Consider the following 19734-nt stretch of genomic DNA (forward strand, 5'->3'; position numbering starts at 1 on the left):
TTGCATATCCTGTTTATCTAGAGAGGTTAATCGTCAATAACTCGACGATGGGGAGCACGACATGCAAATTGGCGCGAATTCATTACTGCAAGAAATGCAGTCACTTCAAGGTGAAATCAAACCTTCTTTTGGGATTTCACCCAATAACATTGTGCAGCAAGTGAATAACACCAGCGGTGCTGACTTTGGACAACTCCTCTCCCAAGCCATTGGCAATGTTAGTGGTTTGCAATCAACCTCATCGAATCTTGCGACCCGACTCGAAATGGGTGACACCACTGTGAGCCTTTCTGATACAGTTATCGCCCGCGAAAAGGCCAGTGTTGCCTTTGAAGCCACAGTCCAAGTGCGCAATAAGCTCGTTGAAGCTTATAAAGAAATAATGAGCATGCCTGTTTAGGCCAGTGAATAACGCAATTAGCAGGTACGAATCGTGAGCACAGAAATGATTGTCGGATCAAACGCCGGCGCAGTGGACCAAGGGGTCCAACAGGAAAATAAATCCGGCGTGCTGGGGAGTCTCGGTGGCGTCGATATGATGCGTCAAATCACCATGATTTTAGCCCTTGCCATTTGTTTGGCATTAGCCGTGTTCGTCATGATCTGGGCACAGGAACCTGAGTACCGTCCATTGGGTAAAATGGAGACTCAGGAAATGGTGCAAGTGCTCGACGTACTCGATAAAAACAAGATCAAATATCAAATCGATGTCGACGTTGTTAAGGTGCCTGAAGACAAATATCAAGAAGTTAAAATGATGCTGAGCCGTGCGGGTATCGATAGTGCCGCAGCCTCAAGCAAAGACTTCTTGACCCAAGACAGTGGTTTTGGCGTGAGCCAACGCATGGAGCAGGCTCGTCTCAAGCATAGCCAAGAAGAAAACCTCGCCCGCGCAATCGAACAATTACAAAGTGTTAGCCGCGCCAAGGTGATTTTAGCGCTCCCCAAAGAAAACGTGTTTGCCCGCAATACCTCGCAACCCAGTGCGACAGTTGTCATTAACACTCGCCGTGGTGGTTTAGGCCAAGGTGAAGTCGATGCGATTGTGGATATCGTCGCTTCTGCGGTTCAGGGCTTAGAGCCATCTCGCGTCACAGTTACAGATTCTAACGGCCGTTTACTCAATTCAGGCAGTCAAGATGGTGTGTCTGCAAGGGCACGCCGTGAGCTTGAATTAGTTCAACAAAAAGAAGCCGAATACCGCACTAAAATTGACTCCATTCTGACGCCCATCCTTGGTCCCGATAACTTCACTTCCCAAGTGGATGTGAGCATGGATTTCACCGCGGTTGAGCAAACGGCAAAACGTTTTAACCCAGATTTACCGTCGCTGCGTAGCGAAATGACGGTTGAGAATAATTCGACTGGCGGCTCTACTGGCGGTATTCCTGGTGCGTTATCGAACCAACCACCGATGGAGTCTAATATTCCACAGGAAGCGACAAAGGCGACTGAGAGCGTAACGGCGGGTAACTCGCACCGCGAAGCAACCCGTAATTTTGAATTAGACACCACTATCAGCCATACCCGTCAGCAAATTGGCGTTGTGCGCCGCGTCAGTGTATCGGTTGCCGTGGACTTTAAACCGGGCGCCGCCGGTGAAAATGGCCAAGTGGCGCGCGTTGCCCGTACCGAGCAAGAACTCACCAATATCCGCCGTTTACTGGAAGGTGCGGTAGGTTTTAGCGCCCAGCGTGGTGATGTTTTAGAGGTGGTCACTGTTCCCTTTATGGATCAATTGGTTGAAGATGTTCCTGCGCCTGAGCTTTGGGAGCAACCTTGGTTCTGGCGTGCGGTCAAGTTAGGTGTCGGTGCGTTAGTTATCTTAGTGCTCATCCTTGCTGTAGTGCGTCCAATGTTGAAACGCTTAATCTATCCTGACAATGTGAACATGCCAGAAGATTCAAGACTGGGTAATGAGCTGGCCGAGATTGAAGACCAATACGCCGCCGATACCCTAGGGATGCTCAATACCAAAGAAGCAGAGTATAGTTATGCCGACGATGGCTCAATTCTTATCCCTAATCTGCATAAAGATGATGATATGATTAAAGCTATCCGTGCGCTTGTGGCCAATGAGCCCGAGCTTTCTACCCAAGTCGTGAAAAACTGGTTACAAGACAATGGCTGAGAATAAATCAAAAGACGCCGCTGAAACTTCTGGCTTTAATGTAAAGGATCTCAGTGGTATCGAAAAAACGGCAATTTTACTGCTAAGTTTGAGTGAAGCCGATGCCGCCTCCATTTTAAAGCACTTAGAACCTAAACAAGTGCAAAAGGTGGGGATGGCGATGGCGGCCATGGAAGACTTTGGGCAGGAAAAAGTCATCGGGGTGCATAAGCTGTTTCTCGATGATATTCAAAAGTATTCTTCGATTGGTTTTAACAGTGAAGAGTTCGTCCGTAAGGCGTTAACTGCGGCCTTAGGTGAAGACAAAGCCGGTAATTTGATTGAACAAATTATCATGGGCAGCGGCGCTAAAGGCTTGGATTCCCTTAAATGGATGGATGCGCGCCAAGTGGCTACTATCATCCAAAACGAACATCCTCAGATCCAAACCATTGTTTTATCGTATTTAGAGCCAGACCAAGCGGCGGAAATTTTCGGCCAGTTCCCTGAGAACACCCGCTTAGACTTAATGATGCGTATTGCTAACCTTGAAGAAGTGCAACCTGCGGCATTGCAGGAATTGAACGATATCATGGAGAAACAATTCGCTGGCCAAGGCGGCGCACAGGCGGCGAAGATGGGCGGCCTAAAAGCGGCGGCCAACATCATGAACTACCTCGATACAGGTATCGAAAGTCAGTTGATGGAAACCATGCGCGAAACCGACGAGGAAATGGCGCAGCAAATCCAAGACTTAATGTTTGTGTTCGAAAACCTGATCGATGTAGACGACCGCGGTATACAAACCTTGCTGCGTGAAGTGCAGCAGGATGTGTTGATGAAGGCACTTAAAGGTACCGACGATCAACTCAAAGATAAAATTTTGGGCAATATGTCAAAACGGGCCGCCGAATTGCTGCGTGACGATTTAGAGGCCATGGGCCCTATCCGGATCAGCGAAGTGGAGATTGCTCAAAAAGAAATTCTGTCAATTGCACGTCGTTTAAGTGACAGCGGTGAAATCATGTTAGGCGGCGGTGGTGGCGATGAGTTCCTCTAATCGGAGTGACAATAGCGACAATAAATTGTCCCACAGAGTCGTCAGTGACGCCGATATTGAGTTCAGTCATTGGTCATTACCCGATGTCACCGAAGCCGAGGAAGAGGGGGTCTCCAACCTGTTTGGTTATGCCGGGCAACCATCGCCGAAGGCCGTGGCCGTTGAAACTGTCGCTCCGCCAACCTTGGCCGAGATTGAAGACATTCGCGCTCAAGCCGAAGAGGAAGGCTTTAATGAAGGCAAGACCCAAGGTTATGCTGAAGGGCTAGAGCAGGGCAGACTCGAAGGATTAGAGCAAGGCCATACCGAGGGCCTAGCCCAAGGGCATGAGCAAGGGCTCGAAGCTGGGCTTGCCGAAGCCAAGGTATTAGTCACTCGCTTCGAAGGGCTGCTGAGTCAGTTTGAAAAGCCATTGCAATTACTCGATGGCGATATTGAACATTCCTTAATGACACTAACCATGGCGCTGGCTAAATCTGTGATTGGTCATGAACTTAAAACCCATCCAGAGCAAATCTTATCTGCGCTGCGTTTAGGCGTTGAATCGTTGCCGATTAAGGAGCAAAGCGTCAGTATTCGTCTCCATCCCGACGATGTCACTTTAGTCGAAAAGCTATATTCCAGTACTCAATTGAACCGCAATCAGTGGCAATTAGAGGCGGATCCTACGCTCTCTGCCGGCGACTGCATCATTAGCAGCCAACGCTCGCTGGTGGATTTAACCCTGTCCTCGCGCATTGATGCGGTATTTGAGTCCTTACGTAATCAACAATCCCATTTGAGTCATCAGCAGCAACAGCGTCAAGCGGTCCTCGATGAGGAAAACGCCGCAAAAGTTGCCTCGACTACCGAGCTAGGTGACGAGGCGCAAAGCAGCCAGCCACAACATGATGGAGAGCAAGATGCAAAATCGCCGCCATCAACTGCTGAATAAGCTGAATCATTGCATCGATAAAGTCCCGCCATTCCGTGCAGTCGCCAGTGGCCAACTGGTGCGCGTCGTTGGTTTAACCTTAGAGGCGAGTGGTTGTCGCGCCCCCGTTGGCAGCCTGTGCTCTATCGAAACCATGGCGGGAGAGTTGATCGCCGAAGTTGTTGGTTTCGACGATGAACTGCTGTATCTGATGCCGATTGAGGAATTGCGTGGTGTGTTACCTGGCGCGCGGGTTATTCCCCTCGGTGAGCAGGCGGGGCTCAATGTGGGCTTATCCCTGTTAGGGCGCGTGCTTGACGGTAATGGTGTGCCATTAGATGGTCTTGGCGCCTTATCGACAGAGCAACAGGCGCCGAGGCACAGTAACGCTATCAACCCACTTTCTCGCCGAGCGATCACCGAACCACTCGATGTGGGCGTACGCGCCATCAATGCCATGCTCACCGTTGGTAAGGGCCAACGTATGGGCCTATTTGCAGGCTCTGGCGTCGGTAAGAGTGTGCTACTAGGCATGATGACGCGAGGCTCTACCGCTGACATTATTGTGGTGGGATTAGTGGGGGAGCGTGGTCGCGAAGTTAAAGAATTTATTGAAGAAATTCTCGGTGAAAAGGGCAGAGCACGCTCCGTTGTGGTGGCGGCGCCCGCCGATACTTCACCATTAATGCGCCTTCGCGCCTGTGAAACCTCGACTCGTATCGCCGAGTATTTTCGGGATTTAGGCTATAACGTATTGTTATTAATGGATAGTCTGACTCGTTACGCTCAGGCGCAGCGGGAGATAGCCCTAGCCGTAGGTGAGCCACCGGCGACGAAAGGTTATCCACCTTCGGTATTTGCGAAATTACCACGTTTGGTTGAACGGGCGGGGAATGGTGGTCCAGGACAAGGTTCTATCACCGCATTTTATACTGTACTGACCGAGGGCGATGACCAACAGGATCCGATTGCCGATGCATCTCGGGCTATCCTCGACGGCCATATAGTGCTTTCTCGTGCGTTAGCTGATTCCGGGCACTATCCCGCAATCGATATTGAGGCTTCCATTAGCCGTGTGGCCCCAATGGTTATTTCGAACGAGCACTTAGAAGCCATGCGCCGCGTTAAACAGACCTATTCCCTTTATCAGCAGAATAAGGACCTGATTTCGATTGGGGCTTATGCCCAAGGCAGCGATCCGCGAATCGATAACGCCATACGTCTGCAACCTGCGATGAACGCCTTCTTACGGCAAACCATGCGTGATGCCTTTAGTTTTGCCGATAGCCAAGTCATGCTTGGGCAACTCGCGGCGCAATGTAAATAATCGAGACTGTTATGGCTAATGCCGATCCGTTATTACTGGTGTTAAAATTAGCCCTCGATGCAGAGGAACAGGCTGCGTTGTTGCTAAAGTCGGCGCAATTAGAGTGTCAAAAGCGTCAAAATCAGTTGGATGCACTCAACAATTATCGCTTGGACTACATGAAGCAGATGCAGTCTCAGCAGGGACAAGCCATCAGCGCCAGCCATTATCACCAATTCCACCGTTTTATTCGCCAAATCGATGAGGCCATTGCGCAGCAAAATCGTGTGGTCGCCGATGGGGAGAAGCAAAAAAATTATCGTCAGCAGCATTGGCTCGAGAAGCAAAAGAAACGTAAGGCGGTAGAACTACTCTTAGAGAATAAAGAGAAGAAACGCCAAGCACTTGAGTTGAAGAAAGAGCAAAAGATGACAGATGAATTTGCCTCTCAGCAGTTTTTTCGCCGCAATAAACCCTAACCAAAGCTCGCCATTGCTTGTTTAAGTTGTTTCTTAAATCGGTAACCTCCATTTGTTGGCATTTTATTTGCTAGCTTTATGTCAGATATGGCCAAAGCCGCATAAATTGACGTTTGCCCGCATGTTTTTATTTCTTGGGGTGAATGTTTAGGAGCTGATATGCAACAAATGAACAATATCCTATTAGCGCCAAGCGCGAAAAACAGCGCTAGCTCGAGTAAAGCATTGACTCAAGATACTAATAGTGAAGACTTTTCTGCAGCGTTGGCTTCAGTTACATCCGTATCATCCCCCTCGACTAAAACCCCTGTATCTCAGGATGTGGCTGTCAAATCTGCTAAAGCGGAAGCCAGCACTGACGATACCAATACCGATGATGAAGCCGATATCAGCTTGATTTTCGCCCAGATTGGTATGGCAAATGAGATGAAGAAAGCGGCAGCTCCGGGCGAGTCTTTGCCGCTTGAGGCCGATATCACGGCAACGGAGGACGCAGACTCTACATCTTCATTATTAGTCGATGCTCCATCTCAGACCGACAGCTCTATTGTTGACGGCACTTTTTCCGATGAAATGGCTAAGTTTGTCGAGGCCTCCAACACAAGCATTGGCAATACAAAAGTGGATGTGAGTTCTGAAACACCAGACTCTGAGTCAGTTGCTTCAAAGTCAGTAGGACAAAATACTGCGCAAGTCACCGCACAGCTTATACAGCAGCAAGCCTCACAACAGAACGCGGCTAATGTTGCTGATACTGAGAGTGTAGAACCACAGATCCCAGCTGTTGATGTCGATGCTTTGGTTGCGGCCGTGGCTGTAGAACCAAAGATTCCGGCGGCTGATGCTGATAGTGTAGAACCACAGCTCCCAGCTGTTGATGTTGATGCTTTGGTTGCGGCCGCGACAGTGGCGGAAACGGATACTCAAAGTGCTTTAGTTGATGATTCGCTTTTGATTGAGGATGCTGCGCTACTTTCAGGTCTGCGCAGCGAAAAGTTCGTTAAACCGCCCGAAAATCATATTTTACCCATTGAGGGTGAACCTTTGTTAGGGGCAAAAGAGCCTAGTACAACAGAGCTTGGTGCAACAGACATTGGCGCTAAGGCAATAAATGTGTCGACGCAGCCAGCAGATAAAGCTCTTGCCTCACAAAGAATGGTATCCCAAGCCGTTGATAATCAAACATCAATCAAAGCGGCCAGCGCTTCAAGTGATGCAGGTTCGTTGCAAGTGAATACCGCAGCAGCCACGAATACTAATGATCTTAATACCTTAGGCATTAATGCAGCGACTAATGTATCAGGTACCACAGCAATTGATACGAGTCTTACTGCCGACAACCCATCCCGCGCCGAGATTTCAGCAGGCTTTTTGCTAAAAGACGCTAAGTTAGCGGTTACTCTCGATGCGCAGCAAGATAGCAGTGTTGCTGCTTTAAGTTCTGGCAGTGAAGAGGCGGGCAGCGAGTTTAAGCCAGTGGAGTTTAAAGCTGTATCTTCACTGCATTCTTTGGCTACGCCAGCAACCCAGCGTCAAGATATTCCGCAAGTGCAGCTTTCCTTGCGCCAAGGTGTAGAAACTCAAAACCAAATGCAGGAGATGATCCAGCGCTTTTCACCTGTGATGAAGCAGCAATTGGTGACTATGGTGAGCCAAGGGATCCAGCAGGCGGAAATCCGTTTAGATCCGCCAGAACTTGGGCATATGTTGGTGAAAGTGCAAGTCCATGGCGACCAGACACAAGTGCAGTTCCATGTCACACAATCGCAAACCCGCGATGTGGTCGAACAAGCCATTCCCCGCCTGCGTGAATTATTACAGGAGCAAGGCATGCAATTGGCTGATAGTCATGTTTCTCAAGGTGACCAAGGTCAACGCCGCGAGGGGGGATTTGGTGAAGCGGGTGGTTCGAGTGGTGGAAATGTGGATGATTTCTCGGCAGAAGAGCTAGATTTAGGTTTAAATCAAGCAACTAGTTTAAATTCAGGTATAGATTATTACGCTTAAGAAGGTAACCTATAGTAATAATGCGGATTATAATCCGCATCCTAATCCATTCCCGCATTTAGCCAATTAAAGAGTACATAAAATGGCCAAGGAAGAATCACTAGAACTTGAAAGCACCGAAGCGCCTAAAAGTAAGAAGAAGTTTATTTTTATCGGTGCGGGAGTCTTAGCGGTACTATTAATCGGTGGTGCGCTGTGGTTTTTCCTCGGTAGCAGTGATGAAGCCCCTGCGGCATCGGCCGAAGGGACTGCGCCTACTGAGGCGACCACTCCAGCCGCCGATGCGGCAATGGCCGCCTATGTACCAATGCCACGACCCTTTTTATTTAATCTCCCTGGGCCAGATCGCGCTCGTCTCGTTGAAATTAAAGTGCAATTGATGGTTAGAGGCCAAGACGATGATGTGTTGACTCAAAAGCATATTCCGTTGATTGAAGATGCGCTGTTAACCACCTTTAGTGGCGCCGATGTACAAAAATTGAGTACTCAGGCGGGTAAAGATGAATTGCGGCAATTAGCGCTGCTGAGCGTGCAAAATACCTTGCAATCCGTGACCGGACGTAAAGTGGTTGAGAAAGTACTCTTTACCGGTTTTGTAATGCAATAACCTTTTATCTTCAGCACCTTAAAGAGGCGAAGACAATACTGTGAGTGATTTATTAAGCCAAGACGAAATTGATGCGCTCTTACACGGAGTCGATGACGTCGAAGAGGATAATGAGCTTGATGCCGCGGGGCTGGAAGCTCGCTCCTACGACTTTTCCTCCCAAGACCGTATCGTGCGTGGCCGTATGCCCACGCTCGAGATTGTGAATGAGCGTTTTGCCCGTCACCTGCGGATCAGCATGTTCAACATGATGCGTCGTGCGGCCGAAGTGTCGATTAACGGCGTGCAAATGCTGAAATTTGGTGAGTACGTACACACCTTGTTCGTCCCGACCAGCTTGAACATGGTGCGCTTTCATCCCTTAAAAGGTACGGCACTGATCACCATGGAAGCGCGTTTAGTGTTTATTCTGGTGGACAACTTTTTTGGCGGCGATGGCCGTTTCCATGCCAAGATTGAAGGGCGGGAGTTTACCCCGACCGAACGTCGCATCGTGCAACTTTTGCTTAAGATTATCTTTGAAGACTATAAAGATGCGTGGGCGCCGGTGATGGATGTGGAGTTTGATTATTTAGACTCCGAAGTCAACCCCGCGATGGCGAACATCGTCAGCCCCACTGAAGTGGTGGTGATTAACTCCTTCCATATCGAGGTGGATGGCGGCGGCGGTGACTTCCATATCACTATGCCGTATTCGATGATTGAACCTATCCGTGAACTACTCGATGCCGGTGTGCAGAGTGATAAGCAAGACACGGACATGCGTTGGTCACAGGCGCTGCATGACGAAATTATGGATGTGAAAGTCGGATTTGATGCCAGTGTGGTTGAGCATGAACTCACACTCAAAGACGTCATGAACTTCAAGGCCGGGGATATTATTCCAATCGAGCTGCCTGAATACATTATGATGAAAATCGAAGACTTACCGACGTATCGCTGTAAAATGGGGCGTTCACGCGATAATCTAGCACTTAAAATTTACGAAAAAATCCCACGTCCTGAAACGGTCAAATCCGAACTGCAATTAGTGACACGTAAAGGCAAAGCCAGAGACATATCCGAATTATAAAGGTGAAGTGAGATGAGTACAGATGATGATTGGGCAGCAGCCATGGCCGAGCAGGCATTGGAAGAGGCTAATGCCATTGACCTTGACGAGCTGGTAGACGAGTCGCAGCCAATTAGTAAGGCCGAAGCCGCCAAACTAGACACTATTTTAGATATCCCTGTGACGATCTCGATGGAAGTCGGTCGCAGCTATATCAGCATTCGTAACCTGCTGCAGTTGAACCAAGGTTCTGTCGTAGAGTTGGACAGGGTCGCGGGTGAGCCGCTAGATGTGATGGTCAATGGCACGCTTATCGCCCATGGCGAAGTGGTTGTGGTTAACGATAAGTTTGGTATCCGCCTAACGGATGTGATCAGTCAAACTGAGCGGATTAAAAAGCTTAAGTAATTCACCGACAAACACGAAGCCTGAAGGAGCGAGATGAGCACATCGGTAATTCTCAGTCTAGTAGCAGCGACTCAGGCGAGTGTTGCTGGCGTTGCTAACGAAAGTACCGCGACAGCAACGAAAGTGGCAGAACCCTCGCAAATGGCCGCCGCAGCGAGCATGCTTGGCGGTCTTATTTTAGTGTTATTGCTTATCTTCGCCTTAGCCTACCTGCTGCGGCGATTTAATTTAGTGCCGACTAATCACAGTGTACTGAAAACCCTCGCGGTAACATCGCTTGGGCAGAAGGAGCGTTTGGTACTCGTTCAGGTTGGTGAACAGCAGTATTTGTTGGGCGTTAGCGGGCAACAGGTTAATTTAATTGATAAATTAGCTGAGCCTATCGAAATTGAGTCCACTTCCTTTGCGGACAAGCTACGGCAGGCGAAATTAAAACAATGATGAAGTACATACTCACCTTAATTGGGGTCAGTACCCTGTTGTTTGCCGCATCGGTGGGCGCGGCCGATGGTGTATTGCCTGCGGTAACCGTAAAAACCGCCGCCGATGGTTCGACCGAATATTCGGTGACCATGCAAATCCTGTTACTAATGACTTCGCTGAGCTTTATCCCTGCGATGGTCATTATGTTGACCTCTTTTACTCGCATCATAGTGGTGCTGTCGATTTTGCGCCAAGCCATTGGTTTACAACAGACACCCTCTAACCAAGTTTTGATTGGTATGAGCCTGTTTATGACCTTTTTCATTATGGCGCCGGTGTTCGACAAAATTTATGACCAAGGGGTCAAGCCTTATATTGATGAGCAGCTCACGCTGCAACAGGCCTTCGATAAGGGCAAAGAGCCATTACGTGCATTCATGTTAGGGCAAGTGCGTACCACAGATCTGAAAACCTTTATCGATATCTCGGGGTATCAAAACATTAATTCCCCAGAAGAAGCGCCAATGAGCGTGTTGGTGCCAGCTTTTATTACCAGTGAACTGAAAACCGCCTTTCAAATTGGGTTTATGTTGTTTGTGCCATTCTTAGTGCTCGATCTCGTGGTGGCCAGTATCTTGATGGCCATGGGTATGATGATGCTCTCGCCGATGATTGTCTCTTTACCCTTTAAGATCATGTTGTTTGTGCTTGTCGACGGCTGGGGCCTAGTAATGGGCACACTCGCCAATAGCTTTGGTTAGACGAGCGGAGATTCGCGATGACGCCAGAAGCCCTAATCGATATTTTCCGTGAGGCCTTAGCCGTGATAGTCATGATGGTTTCGGCCATCGTACTGCCAGGGCTGGGTATTGGCTTAATTGTGGCGGTGTTTCAAGCTGCGACCTCAATTAACGAACAGACTTTAAGCTTTTTACCTCGACTGATAGTGACCTTACTGGCCTTGATGGTCATGGGACACTGGTTAGTGCAAACCCTGATGGATTTCTTTATCGAAATGGTTAACCGCATTCCCCAAGTGGTGGGTTAAGTCCATGGAGCTGCTGCTCGACACCTTAATGCAAACCATCGCCTCTTACATGTGGCCATTGTTTCGCGTGACCAGCATGTTGATGGTCATGGTGGTGTTTGGGGCTACAACAACTCCGACTCGTGTACGTTTACTGTTAGCCGTTGCCATCACGCTTGCCATTGCGCCAGTTTTGCCGCCCGTAAAGGATGCCGAACTCTTTTCCTTAAGCGCTGTTTTTATTACCGCCCAGCAAATTATTATTGGTGTCGCCATGGGTTTTGTGACCCAAATGGTGATGCAAACCTTTGTGTTAACGGGCCAGATCATTGGTATGCAAACCAGTTTAGGTTTTGCCTCTATGGTCGACCCTGGATCTGGTCAACAAACACCAGTGATAGGTAACTTCTTTTTGTTACTCGCGACGTTGATTTTTCTCGCCGTCGATGGACACCTGTTGATGATCCGCATGCTCGTCGCCAGTTTTGAGACCTTACCGATTTCGAATCAAGGATTAACCTTAACAAGTTATCGCTCGCTAGCGGAATGGGGCTCCTATATGTTTGGCGCGGCACTGACTATGTCGCTCTCGGCGATTATTGCCTTACTACTCGTTAACTTATCCTTTGGGGTCATGACCCGCGCCGCGCCGCAGCTGAACATTTTCTCGATAGGTTTCCCCATCACTATGATTGGTGGACTGCTGATTTTATGGTTGACCTTGACTCCCGTAATGGCCCATTTCGAAGAAGTCTGGGCGTCGGCACAGCTTTTGCTGTGTGATATTTTAGGGCTTCAGTGCCAAGCCAATGGCATATTCTAACCGGATAGGAACGCGTAATGGCTGAAGAAAGTAGCGGCGAACGCAGCGAGGAACCCACCGGGAGGCGCCTCGAACAGGCGCGAGAAAAAGGGCAGGTAGCCCGTTCAAAAGAGTTAGGTACTGCGACCGTGTTACTCTCGGCGGCGACTGGCTTATATATGCTCGGACCTGGAATTGCGAAAGCCTTATCCAATGTATTCGAGCGTGTATTTACCATGGAACGCGCCGCGATTTTCGATACGAACCAGATGTTTAATGTATGGGGCGTCGTGGGGAGCGAGATTGGCTGGCCGTTACTCAAGATTATGTTACTGATTGTGGTGGTGGCATTTATCGGTAACGTATCCCTTGGAGGGATGAATTTCTCCACCCAAGCCATGATGCCTAAAGCCAGTAAGATGAGCCCGATTGCAGGCTTTAAGCGGATGTTTGGTGTGCAGGCCTTGGTTGAATTAACCAAAGGGATTGCTAAGTTCTCCGTGGTGGCTATCGCGGCTTATTTGCTACTCAGTCATTATTTCAACGATATTCTGCTCCTATCTGCCGATCATCTCCCCGGTAACGTCCATCATGCGCTGGATTTATTGGTATGGATGTTTATTCTGCTTTGCTCCTCCGTCTTGGTCATAGTGGTCATCGATGTGCCGTTTCAGATCTGGAACCACAATAAACAGCTGAAAATGACTAAGCAGGAAGTCAAAGACGAGTATAAAGATACCGAGGGTAAACCTGAGGTCAAAGGGCGAGTACGGCAAATGCAGCGTGAGTTAGCGCAGCGGCGCATGATGGCCGAAGTCCCCAATGCGGATGTGATTGTGGTAAACCCTGAGCATTATGCCGTGGCCATTAAATACGATGTAAAGCGCTCTGCAGCGCCTTTTGTTATTGCTAAAGGGGTGGACGAAGTCGCGTTTAAAATCCGCGAAGTGGCAAGGGCACATAACATTGCGATTGTTTCGGCGCCACCGCTGGCGCGGGCCATTTATCATACCACTAAGCTTGAGCAGCAGATCCCTGAGGGCCTATTTACTGCGGTGGCGCAGGTACTTGCTTACGTGTTCCAGTTACGCCAGTACCAAAAAGGTCGTGGTCGTAAACCTATCCCAATTCCTGTTAATCAACCCATTCCTGACGATCTAAAACACTAGTTAAGTGAAGAGATAGTTCACAGAGATAAAACCACAACAAGAAGCGCTAGCGGTTGGCGCGCTTTTTGCTTTCAGGCTGTTATACGTCAAAGTTTAGGTATCTGTGAATGGATGTTAAAGCTTCCCTAGGCCAAGTAAAACAGTTGAAACTGAGCTCTTTCAAGGGCATAGGTACGCCAATGCTAGTGCTTGCGGCATTGGCTATGATTGTATTGCCTATCCCGCCGTTTCTACTCGACGTTTTATTCTCCTTTAACATTGCCTTGGCTTTGATTGTTCTTCTTGTCGCGATTTATACCGACAGACCCTTAGACTTTGCTGCTTTTCCAACTGTTTTATTAGTTGCGACATTGCTGCGACTCGCGCTTAACGTGGCATCGACCCGTGTAGTGCTACTCGAAGGTCACAATGGTGGTGACGCCGCCGGTAAGGTGATTGAGGCCTTCGGCTCCGTGGTGATTGGCGGTAACTATGCAGTGGGTCTAGTTGTATTTATCATCTTGATTATTATTAACTTTGCTGTTGTGACTAAAGGTGCTGGCCGTATTGCCGAGGTGAGTGCTCGCTTTACCTTAGATGCGATGCCCGGTAAGCAAATGGCCATCGATGCCGACTTAAACGCAGGTATTATTAATCAGGATCAAGCCAGAACCAGACGCGCCGAGGTGACCCGCGAAGCCGACTTCTATGGCGCAATGGACGGTGCGTCTAAGTTTGTGAAGGGCGATGCAATTGCCGGTATTATGATCTTGGTTATCAACATTCTCGGTGGGTTTATTATCGGGATTGTGCAGCATGGTTTGACATTCTCCCAAGCCGTTGAAATTTATACCCTGTTAACCATCGGTGACGGTCTCGTCGCGCAAATCCCTGGTTTATTACTGTCAATCGCCGCTGCGTTGATGGTAACCCGTCAAAATGAATCTGGCGATATGGGGCAGATGCTGATCAGTCAGATGTTTGACAGTCACAAGTCGCTCAGTATTGCGGCCGGCGTACTCTTTGTGATGGGTATTGTGCCTGGCATGCCACATATGGCGTTTTTAAGCTTTGCCGTGATCACCGCTGGTGCCGCTTACTTTATCTTCAAACGTAATGAAGCCAAACGTGCCAAAGCCCTTGAGCAAGTCAAAACGGGCCCAACGGAAAGAGCCGAAAGAGAACCTAAAGAACTTAGCTGGGACGATGTGCACCATGTTGACACTATCGGTCTGGAAGTGGGATACCGTTTGATCCCGTTGGTCGATAAGGGCCAAGGTGGAGAGTTACTGAGCCGGATCAAAGGGGTACGTAAAAAACTTTCGCAAGAACTGGGCTTCTTGGTGCCTGCGGTGCATATTCGCGACAACCTCGATTTATCACCCAATGCCTATCGTATTTCGTTAATGGGCGTGGTAGTCGGAGAGGCGGATATTCGCCATGACTGCGAACTTGCCATCAACCCAGGCCAAGTTTACGGTAAGCTCGATGGTATCGAAACCCGCGACCCAGCCTTTGGTCTCGAAGCCGTGTGGATTGCCCCAGAGCTGCGTGAACATGCACAAACCTTAGGTTATACCGTGGTGGATGCTGCGACAGTGGTGGCAACCCATATCAGCCAAATATTGACGAATAACGCGGCGAAACTCTTAGGCTACGAAGAAGTGCAACAACTGATGGATATGCTTGCCAAGCATTCGCCTAAGCTGGTGGATGGCTTTATTCCTGATGTGATGCCGCTCGGAAATGTCGTAAAAGTGATGCAAAACCTATTAAATGAAGGAGTTTCTGTCAGAGACTTGCGTACCATAGTGCAAACTTTGTTAGAATACGGCACTAAGAGTAACGATACTGAAGTGTTAACGGCGGCGGTGCGTATCGCATTGAAGCGCATGATAGTTCAAGAGATCTCGGGTCCCGAACTTGAAATACCTGTCATAACTTTGGCGCCAGAGTTGGAACAGATGTTGCATCAATCAATGCAAGCAACCGGTGGCGATGGTCCGAATATCGAACCCGGTCTTGCAGAGCGTATGCAGCAATCTTTAGCGGATGCCGCTCAAAAGCAAGAAATGGTTGGTCAGCCCGCTATTTTGCTAACGTCAGGTATGTTACGTGCGACACTGTCTCGCTTTGTTAAATATACTATTCCTAATCTCAGAGTGATTTCTTACCAAGAAATCCCCGATGAAAAGCAAATACGCATAGTGTCTGCCGTCGGCCAGTAGAGGACGCATAAGTGAAGATTAAACGTTTTTTTGCCAAAGACATGCGTGCTGCACTGGCCCAAGTGAAGGACACGCTCGGCTCCGATGCCGTGATTATGTCGAATAAAAAAGTGAATGGCGGCATTGAGATTGTGGCCGCCGTTGACTACGACGAGCCCAAAGCGAAGGCACCTGCAGCTGCACCGACTTTTATGGATGTGAGTGATGATTTAGTGTCACTCGGTGCTAAAGCGCCGATTCGTGCTGAAACTAAGCTAAAACCCTCGGCGCCAGCGGACTCTCTCCAAGCTTTGCTCGAGAAGCAACAAAGCCGTTTAAACCAACAACTCACCCATCAACAGCAAGACGCGGAATTGCCTGCGTGGGCACAAGCACTACAGGCACCCGCGGCGCCCAAAGCTGAGCGCCGTGATATGGGCAATGCCTTCGATAAGAAGCCTCAGGTATCACAGAAGCAAAATGCGGATCTCGAAGCCATGCGTGATGAGCTAGCATCTTTACGCAATTTGCTCACTCATCAAGTGTCTGCGTTGATGACTGAACACAAAAAACGCATCGACCCTGTGGGTGCTATGCTGGAGTCAAAGTTGCTGGAGGCTGAGTTTTCTCCTTCGGTCGCGAACAAGTTAGCGGCGCTTAGCCAACACTATACTCCGGCAGAATTAGTTCGTGCCTTGCCACAAAGTCTAGCCAATATGCTTGATAATCAAGGTGATGATATCGTTAAGCAAGGTGGTGTTGTGGCATTGGTTGGCCCAACGGGTGTGGGGAAGACCACTTCCTTAGCCAAATTAGCGGCTCGCTTCGCCGCCCATCATGGCGCAGACCAAGTCGCTTTGATTACTACAGATCATTATCGTATTGGCGCCTATGAGCAATTGGCCACCTATGGCAAAATTATGGGCTGTCCCGTTAAGCAAGCCCATGATCTTGCTGAGCTAGAGCAAATTCTGTATCAGTTCAGAAATCGCAAGCTAGTATTGATAGATACTGCGGGGATGGGCCAACGAGATATGCGGCTTTACCAGCAACTTGATAATTTAACTGCAAATAGCAGAATACCTATCCGCAGTTATCTGGTACTGTCTGCCACAGGACAGCGCCGCGTGCTACAAGATGCTGTAAATCACTTTAAACGCATTCCCTTATCTGGTGTTGTACTCACCAAACTCGATGAATCCGTGTCGTTAGCGGGCGCATTAAGTGTGTTGATCCAAAGTGGGTTGCCATTAAGTTATGTTACGGATGGGCAGCGAGTGCCCGAAGATATGAAAGTCGCCGATACTTTATTGCTCGCAGAGCAGGCGTTAGCGGCCTTAGAAAACACTGAACAACAATCGTTACCAGACACAGCGTGGTCAGATAATATGACCTGTGCATTTGAGTAGAGTTATGACCCTGGATCAAGCAAGTGGTTTACGTATGATGAATCAACCCTATAACGAAAAAGTGAAAGTAATCGCGGTTACGGGTGGTAAAGGTGGCGTGGGTAAAACCAGCGTGTCCATCAATACCGCAGTAGCATTAGCCGAAAAGGGCAAGCGTGTCTTAGTGCTTGATGCCGACCTTGGCTTAGCAAACGTCGATGTCATGTTAGGGATCCGTGCCGAGCGTAACCTTTCCCATGTGCTCTCTGGCGATGCTGAGCTGGATGATATTATTGTCCGCGGTCCTAAAGGCATTGGCATTGTCCCTGCGACCTCTGGTACCCAAGGCATGGTCGAATTGAGTCCTGCACAACATGCGGGTTTAATTCGTGCATTCAGTGAGATGCGTACCCAGTTTGATATCCTCATCGTGGATACCGCCGCGGGGATTTCAGATATGGTGCTCAGTTTCTCCCGTGCGTCGCAGGATGTGCTAGTCGTTGTCTGCGACGAGCCAACCTCAATCACTGACGCCTATGCGTTAATCAAAATTCTCAGCCGTGAACACGGCGTTTTCCGCTTTAAAATTGTTGCGAATATGGTGCGCAGTTTACGCGAAGGTATGGAATTGTTTGCTAAACTCAGTAAAGTGACCGACCGATTCTTGGACGTGGCACTTGAACTGGTTGCGACCATTCCGTTTGATGAAAACCTTCGCAAATCAGTGCGTAAACAAAAGTTAGTGGTTGAGGCTTATCCTAAGTCTCCAGCGGCTATCGCGTACCATGGCCTAGCGAATAAGATCATGAGCTGGCCGGTACCACAGCAACCTGGTGGGCATTTGGAATTTTTCGTTGAGCGCTTAGTTCAGCGACCAGATTTTCAAGAGGAAAAAACGAGTGAATAAAGCCGCAGCGTATACTTGTTTAGACAGTAAAACGTCAATCGTTGAACAGTATGCACCGTTGGTTAAAAGAATTGCACATCACTTGCTCGCCAGATTACCTGCCTCAGTGCAGCTCGATGACTTGCTTCAAGCGGGGATGATGGGACTATTAGAAGCATCATCCAAGTTTGATGGTGGCAAAGGTGCAAAGTTTGAAACCTTCGCCGGCATACGGATCCGTGGCGCCATGTTGGATGAGATCCGTCGTGGCGACTGGGTTCCCCGTTCTGTTCATCGTAATAATCGTCGAGTTGCTCAAGCCATTGATGAGTTAGAGCAAGTGCTGGGTCGTGATGCGCGCGACACAGAAATTGCAGAAAAACTTGATATGACGCTCGATGAGTACCATCATATTCTTAACGATGTTTCTGTTGGTAAAATCATAGGGATAGAGGACTTAGGCGTATCGCAGGATATACTCACTCCGAGCGATAATGTGAGCGATGGAACATTTGAAGCATTAGCAGAAACCCAGTTTCATTCAGCACTCGTCGAGGCGATAAAATTATTGCCCGAAAGAGATGCGCTAGTGCTATCGTTATACTACGATGAAGCATTGAATTTAAAAGAAATTGGCGCCATTCTTGAGGTAAGCGAATCGCGAGTTAGCCAGATATTAAGTCAGGCAATGTTGCGACTCAAAGGCAAACTCAAGCATTGGACATAAGTATAATTATTGATTGAGCACAGAATGTCGGCTCACCGGAGGAAACCTTGGACAAGAATATGAAGATTCTCATCGTTGATGACTTTTCGACAATGAGACGTATCATCAAGAACTTGTTGCGAGACTTGGGCTTTAACAATACCCAAGAAGCAGACGACGGCTCAACCGCGCTGCCCATGCTGCAAAAGGGCGACTTTGATTTTGTCGTTACAGATTGGAACATGCCTGGTATGCAAGGGATTGACTTGCTGAAGGCCATCCGCGCTGATGATTCTCTAAAGCATTTACCCGTATTAATGGTTACCGCAGAAGCAAAACGTGAACAAATCATCGCTGCCGCACAAGCTGGCGTGAATGGTTATGTGGTTAAACCTTTTACCGCAGCAACACTTAAAGAGAAGTTAGATAAAATATTCGAACGACTCGCTTAAGCAAGGATGAGCTATGAAGTCACAAACATCAGGGCTCATTACGCTCGAGAAGGCTCAGCGTTTAGTTGAACTATTAAGCGCGAATGATCAAACTCAAGCAGATGATTTATTTAGGGAACTCGCGGCTCCACTCCAACGGGAGCTCTTTGATGAAGTTGGTAAACTAACCAGACAGCTTCACAGCGCATTGATGGATTTCCAAGTCGATAATCGTCTGGTTGAACTAGCTAATACAGAAATCCCCGACGCTAAGGAAAGGTTAAGTTATGTCATTGACATGACTGAGCAGGCAGCGAATAAAACCATGGATGCGGTGGAGGAGTGCTTGCCATTAGCCAATGCATTAACCGCGAATATCCAGCAGGTGATGCCATCTTGGGACAAATTAATGCGTCGTGAAATCGCCTTGAGCGATTTTAAAGCGCTTTGCCACAATGTGCAGCATTTGATGTCACGTAGCGAATTGGATTCCAATCGCTTACGCGAATTGCTTAACCAGATTTTGATGGCGCAGGATTTTCAGGACCTGACTGGACAAATGATCCGTCGGGTGATCGATCTAGTGATGGAAGTTGAAAGTAATCTGGTGTCTATGCTGACAGTATTTGGTGAGCAACCCGTGATTGAGAGTCAGATTACTCAGAAAAATAATATTGAAGCTGAAGGACCGATAATGAATGCCGAGCTTCGTCAAGACGTCGTTACCGGTCAAGATGAAGTCGATGATCTGCTGTCGAGTCTGGGTTTCTAACTG

At 48.5% G+C, this 19734-nt stretch carries 21 protein-coding genes; all 21 read left to right on the forward strand.

Going from position 1 to position 19734, the window contains the following annotated elements:
* Positions 1-61: 61 nt before the first annotated feature.
* The 21 genes from fliE to K0H59_RS07030 all read left to right on the forward strand — a co-directional run bounded on the left by fliE (position 62) and on the right by K0H59_RS07030 (position 19731).
* A complete protein-coding gene (gene fliE / locus K0H59_RS06930; protein ID WP_011625692.1) occupies positions 62-400 on the forward strand; it encodes a flagellar hook-basal body complex protein FliE in 339 nt (112 codons plus the stop codon).
* Between the two features lie 45 nt (positions 401-445).
* Positions 446-2131, forward strand: a complete 1686-nt coding sequence (gene fliF / locus K0H59_RS06935) for a flagellar basal-body MS-ring/collar protein FliF (protein WP_220055570.1) — start codon at positions 446-448, stop codon at positions 2129-2131.
* Positions 2124-3170, forward strand: a complete 1047-nt coding sequence (gene fliG, locus K0H59_RS06940; RefSeq protein ID WP_088211992.1) for a flagellar motor switch protein FliG — start codon at positions 2124-2126, stop codon at positions 3168-3170. Before fliF ends, fliG begins: the two co-directional genes overlap by 8 nt.
* The gene (gene fliH / locus K0H59_RS06945; protein WP_220055055.1) at positions 3157-4104 is read left to right on the forward strand and encodes a flagellar assembly protein FliH; all 948 of its coding nucleotides are present in this window, start codon (positions 3157-3159) and stop codon (positions 4102-4104) included. The genes fliG and fliH overlap by 14 nt, the downstream gene beginning before the upstream one ends.
* Complete coding sequence (gene fliI, locus K0H59_RS06950) at positions 4073-5410, forward strand: flagellar protein export ATPase FliI (RefSeq protein WP_088211991.1); 1338 nt, start codon at positions 4073-4075, stop codon at positions 5408-5410. Before fliH ends, fliI begins: the two co-directional genes overlap by 32 nt.
* 11 nt (positions 5411-5421) lie before the next feature.
* A complete protein-coding gene (fliJ, locus tag K0H59_RS06955; protein ID WP_088211990.1) occupies positions 5422-5868 on the forward strand; it encodes a flagellar export protein FliJ in 447 nt (148 codons plus the stop codon).
* A 159-nt stretch (positions 5869-6027) separates the two neighbouring features.
* Positions 6028-7875, forward strand: coding sequence for a flagellar hook-length control protein FliK (locus K0H59_RS06960; protein ID WP_220055056.1), 1848 nt, complete (start codon positions 6028-6030; stop codon positions 7873-7875).
* Between the two features lie 82 nt (positions 7876-7957).
* Positions 7958-8482: a flagellar basal body-associated protein FliL gene (fliL, locus tag K0H59_RS06965; RefSeq protein WP_220055057.1), complete on the forward strand. Its 525-nt coding sequence runs from the start codon at positions 7958-7960 to the stop codon at positions 8480-8482.
* A 40-nt stretch (positions 8483-8522) separates the two neighbouring features.
* Entirely contained in the window at positions 8523-9554 is a 1032-nt protein-coding gene (gene fliM / locus K0H59_RS06970; RefSeq protein WP_011716423.1) for a flagellar motor switch protein FliM, read from the forward strand.
* Positions 9555-9566: 12 nt separating this feature from the next.
* Entirely contained in the window at positions 9567-9941 is a 375-nt protein-coding gene (gene fliN, locus K0H59_RS06975) for a flagellar motor switch protein FliN (protein WP_011716424.1), read from the forward strand.
* 33 nt (positions 9942-9974) lie between these two features.
* Positions 9975-10382, forward strand: a complete 408-nt coding sequence (gene fliO / locus K0H59_RS06980; RefSeq protein ID WP_088211987.1) for a flagellar biosynthetic protein FliO — start codon at positions 9975-9977, stop codon at positions 10380-10382.
* Positions 10379-11125, forward strand: a complete 747-nt coding sequence (fliP, locus tag K0H59_RS06985) for a flagellar type III secretion system pore protein FliP (protein ID WP_011622079.1) — start codon at positions 10379-10381, stop codon at positions 11123-11125. The genes fliO and fliP overlap by 4 nt, the downstream gene beginning before the upstream one ends.
* A gap of 17 nt (positions 11126-11142) precedes the next feature.
* Entirely contained in the window at positions 11143-11412 is a 270-nt protein-coding gene (fliQ, locus tag K0H59_RS06990; protein WP_011622080.1) for a flagellar biosynthesis protein FliQ, read from the forward strand.
* 4 nt (positions 11413-11416) lie between these two features.
* A complete protein-coding gene (gene fliR, locus K0H59_RS06995) occupies positions 11417-12214 on the forward strand; it encodes a flagellar biosynthetic protein FliR (RefSeq protein WP_220055058.1) in 798 nt (265 codons plus the stop codon).
* Between the two features lie 17 nt (positions 12215-12231).
* A complete protein-coding gene (flhB, locus tag K0H59_RS07000) occupies positions 12232-13362 on the forward strand; it encodes a flagellar biosynthesis protein FlhB (RefSeq protein ID WP_011716428.1) in 1131 nt (376 codons plus the stop codon).
* A 107-nt stretch (positions 13363-13469) separates the two neighbouring features.
* Positions 13470-15569 (forward strand): flagellar biosynthesis protein FlhA, encoded by a 2100-nt coding sequence (gene flhA / locus K0H59_RS07005; RefSeq protein ID WP_011716429.1) that lies wholly within the window; start codon positions 13470-13472, stop codon positions 15567-15569.
* Between the two features lie 11 nt (positions 15570-15580).
* Positions 15581-16957: a flagellar biosynthesis protein FlhF gene (gene flhF / locus K0H59_RS07010; protein ID WP_220055059.1), complete on the forward strand. Its 1377-nt coding sequence runs from the start codon at positions 15581-15583 to the stop codon at positions 16955-16957.
* A 4-nt stretch (positions 16958-16961) separates the two neighbouring features.
* The gene (locus tag K0H59_RS07015) at positions 16962-17843 is read left to right on the forward strand and encodes a MinD/ParA family protein (RefSeq protein WP_011622085.1); all 882 of its coding nucleotides are present in this window, start codon (positions 16962-16964) and stop codon (positions 17841-17843) included.
* Positions 17836-18549, forward strand: a complete 714-nt coding sequence (locus K0H59_RS07020) for an RNA polymerase sigma factor FliA (protein ID WP_011622086.1) — start codon at positions 17836-17838, stop codon at positions 18547-18549. Before K0H59_RS07015 ends, K0H59_RS07020 begins: the two co-directional genes overlap by 8 nt.
* 47 nt (positions 18550-18596) lie before the next feature.
* Positions 18597-18980 carry a chemotaxis response regulator CheY gene (cheY, locus tag K0H59_RS07025; protein ID WP_007649667.1) on the forward strand — a complete coding sequence of 128 codons (384 nt, stop codon included), beginning with the start codon at positions 18597-18599 and terminating at the stop codon, positions 18978-18980.
* Between the two features lie 13 nt (positions 18981-18993).
* Positions 18994-19731: a protein phosphatase CheZ gene (locus tag K0H59_RS07030; protein WP_220055060.1), complete on the forward strand. Its 738-nt coding sequence runs from the start codon at positions 18994-18996 to the stop codon at positions 19729-19731.
* Positions 19732-19734: the final 3 nt, after the last annotated feature.

It is taken from the genome of Shewanella sp. FJAT-51649, from assembly GCF_019457435.1.
Taxonomy (GTDB): domain Bacteria; phylum Pseudomonadota; class Gammaproteobacteria; order Enterobacterales; family Shewanellaceae; genus Shewanella; species Shewanella mangrovisoli.

Excerpts from the sequence above, each read along its gene's own strand:
- flhA (WP_011716429.1), top strand. The coding sequence starts at position 13,470 with ATGGATGTTAAAGCTTCCCTAGGCCAAGTAAAACAGTTGAAACTGAGC.
- fliQ (WP_011622080.1), top strand. The coding sequence starts at position 11,143 with ATGACGCCAGAAGCCCTAATCGATATTTTCCGTGAGGCCTTAGCCGTG.
- fliG (WP_088211992.1), top strand. The coding sequence starts at position 2,124 with ATGGCTGAGAATAAATCAAAAGACGCCGCTGAAACTTCTGGCTTTAAT.
- K0H59_RS07030 (WP_220055060.1), top strand. The coding sequence starts at position 18,994 with ATGAAGTCACAAACATCAGGGCTCATTACGCTCGAGAAGGCTCAGCGT.
- fliR (WP_220055058.1), top strand. The coding sequence starts at position 11,417 with ATGGAGCTGCTGCTCGACACCTTAATGCAAACCATCGCCTCTTACATG.
- fliH (WP_220055055.1), top strand. The coding sequence starts at position 3,157 with ATGAGTTCCTCTAATCGGAGTGACAATAGCGACAATAAATTGTCCCAC.
- fliO (WP_088211987.1), top strand. The coding sequence starts at position 9,975 with ATGAGCACATCGGTAATTCTCAGTCTAGTAGCAGCGACTCAGGCGAGT.
- K0H59_RS06960 (WP_220055056.1), top strand. The coding sequence starts at position 6,028 with ATGCAACAAATGAACAATATCCTATTAGCGCCAAGCGCGAAAAACAGC.
- fliP (WP_011622079.1), top strand. The coding sequence starts at position 10,379 with ATGATGAAGTACATACTCACCTTAATTGGGGTCAGTACCCTGTTGTTT.
- fliF (WP_220055570.1), top strand. The coding sequence starts at position 446 with ATGATTGTCGGATCAAACGCCGGCGCAGTGGACCAAGGGGTCCAACAG.
- fliJ (WP_088211990.1), top strand. The coding sequence starts at position 5,422 with ATGGCTAATGCCGATCCGTTATTACTGGTGTTAAAATTAGCCCTCGAT.
- fliI (WP_088211991.1), top strand. The coding sequence starts at position 4,073 with ATGCAAAATCGCCGCCATCAACTGCTGAATAAGCTGAATCATTGCATC.
- K0H59_RS07015 (WP_011622085.1), top strand. The coding sequence starts at position 16,962 with ATGACCCTGGATCAAGCAAGTGGTTTACGTATGATGAATCAACCCTAT.
- fliN (WP_011716424.1), top strand. The coding sequence starts at position 9,567 with ATGAGTACAGATGATGATTGGGCAGCAGCCATGGCCGAGCAGGCATTG.
- fliE (WP_011625692.1), top strand. The coding sequence starts at position 62 with ATGCAAATTGGCGCGAATTCATTACTGCAAGAAATGCAGTCACTTCAA.
- fliL (WP_220055057.1), top strand. The coding sequence starts at position 7,958 with ATGGCCAAGGAAGAATCACTAGAACTTGAAAGCACCGAAGCGCCTAAA.
- flhB (WP_011716428.1), top strand. The coding sequence starts at position 12,232 with ATGGCTGAAGAAAGTAGCGGCGAACGCAGCGAGGAACCCACCGGGAGG.